Annotated in this window: 3 protein-coding genes; all 3 read right to left on the bottom strand. The window is 71.5% G+C overall.

The features are described 5' to 3' along the window. A partial coding sequence (locus KN815_RS26850; protein WP_253209267.1) for a condensation domain-containing protein occupies positions 1-1,432 on the bottom strand: 1,432 nt, incomplete at its 3' end. A gap of 81 nt (positions 1,433-1,513) precedes the next feature. Next, positions 1,514-1,786 (bottom strand): acyl carrier protein, encoded by a 273-nt coding sequence (locus tag KN815_RS26855; RefSeq protein ID WP_216344486.1) that lies wholly within the window; start codon positions 1,784-1,786, stop codon positions 1,514-1,516. Between the two features lie 44 nt (positions 1,787-1,830). Further along, positions 1,831-2,167, bottom strand: a 337-nt coding sequence (locus KN815_RS26860) for a hypothetical protein (RefSeq protein WP_216344487.1), incomplete at its 5' end; no start/stop codon positions are given.

Below are 2,167 nucleotides of genomic sequence, written 5' to 3' on the forward strand. Positions count from 1 at the left end.
TCCGCGCCACCTGCTCCCCGAAGAGCACCGGCAACGACACACCCCGCACACCCCGCGACTCACCATTCCACCCGACCAGCACCCGCTCCCGCTCCACCGCGTCGAGCAACTCCACGTCGCCGATGCGACGCTCGGGGTCCTCAGCGACCCACTCCAGCACCCGCACCAGCCGTTCCTGGTGGGCGGCGATTTCTCGTTCGTCGTAGAGGGACGGGTCGGCGTCGAACTCCACGCGGATGCCCGTGCCGGAGCCTGCCGCGCCATAGAAGTTGATCTTCAGGTCGTTGACGGGCCCGGTGGACAGCGGGTGGGGAGTGGCCCGGCTGTCACCGAAGAGGAGTTCGTCGACGTAGGCCACCACGTTGAGCGTCGGGCCGAGGCGGGCCTGGCGGCCGCCGGAGAGCCCGAGTTCCCTGACGAGTTCCTCGCCCCGGAACCGCTGGTGCCTGACGACATCGGCCAGCGAGCGGGACACCGACGCGACCAGCTCCGTGAACGTGGTCCCCGGCGTGGCGGCCACCCGGATGGGCAGGACGTTGACCATCGCGCTCGGCGTGGTCAGGGACACCCGGCCGGTGCGGCCTGCCAGAGGCATCGAGAAGGTGAGGTCCGTGCGGCCGGTCAGACGGTGATAGAGGACGGCTGTGGCCGCGATGGCGACGGCCGGCCACTGCGCGCCGAGCCGGCCGCCCAGCGCGGTGAGCCGATCGGCCAAGGGGGTCGGCAGGGTGAGGATGCGACGGAGACTGCTGTGGGTGCTGCCCGCGGAACGTCCCGCGAGCGCCACCGGGTCGGGCAGCTCCTCGAACAGGTCGAGCCAGTACGCACGGTCCTGGGCATAGCGGCGCGAGCCCGGATAACCGGTCTCCTCGGCGATCACCCGGTCGAGGGTGGCGAAGCCGGTCGCGGGGGGCTCGGTACCGGTGACCAGGGCGGTGTAGAGGGCCGCGACCCGCGCGCCGTAGACGGCCTGGCCGAACGCGTCGAGGACGGCGTGGTGGTAGCGGTGGAAGTAGAAGGACCGGTCGTCGGCCAGGAGCAGCAGGGTCTGATCGCTCAGGGGGCCGTGGCCGAGGTCGAAGGGCTTGAGCATCTCCGCGTTCATCCACGCGTGCGCCGCGGCCTCCGGGTCCGCCGCGTCGCGCAGGTCGCGCACGCGCAGGGATGTCGGCTCGGCGGGCGCGACGAGCTGGTACAGCCGGGTGTCGCCGGTGGTGTCGGGGTCCTCGGTGAGGTGCGACCGCAGTGCCTCGGTCTCGTCGACGGCCCGCCGTACCGCCTCGTGGAGGACGTCCGGGTCGACCGGACCGTTGATCTCCAGATAGGCGCCGCAGTTGTAGAGGGGGCTGTCCGGCTCCAGTTGCTGGGCGACCCACATGCCCAACTGGGCGGCGCTTACGGGTCGACGGAGCGTACGGGCGGCGTCGGACATGACGGAGCGGTCCTCTCGGTTCTGCGGAGTGGCGGACTGCGCGGGATGGGATGCGGTGGCGGATGCGGCGGGGTGTGCCCGTCAGGCGTACTGGGCCAGCTCTTCGACGAGGGCCTCGCTGAGCGCGTCGATGGTGGGGTTGTCCCACAGGAGCGTGGGGTCGAGGGAGACGTCGAAGTGGTCCTCGAGCTCCCCGGCGACGGACAGGACGTACAGCGAGTCGAGTCCGTAGTCGGAGAGCCGCACGCTGGTGTCGATGGTGTCGGCGGGCCGCTCCAGGTGGGAGGCGATGCAGTTGGTCAGCCACTCCCGCAGGCTCTCGACGGTGTGCTGCTCGGCGTGGGGGTCGGACATGGGTGTCTCCTCTGCGTCGGTGGTCGGGTGTCCGGGCGCGGCGGCTAGGGACGGTCGGGGAGGGGGCGTTCGGCCAGGTCGAAGGAGTGGCCGGTGTCATAGCGGCGGTCGAGCTCCGCGAACAGGCGCTCCAGGGCGGCCTGCGACGGCCGCGGTGTTCCTCGCCCCTGTGTGATGAGTGCGGCACGTGTGATGAGTGCGGCACGTGTGATGAGTGCGGCACGTGTGATGAGTGCGTGGCCGGGCGCCGCGGCGAGCAGTTCGGGGTCGCACAGCGCGGTGACGGCCGGTGCGGTGATCAGGTCCGCGACGGTCATGCCGCTGAGGGGTGCGGCGGCGACCGCGGGCTCAGGCAGCCGGTCCGGTCGGCCGTCCGCCGTT

It is taken from the genome of Streptomyces niphimycinicus, from assembly GCF_018883605.1.
Classification (GTDB): domain Bacteria; phylum Actinomycetota; class Actinomycetes; order Streptomycetales; family Streptomycetaceae; genus Streptomyces; species Streptomyces niphimycinicus.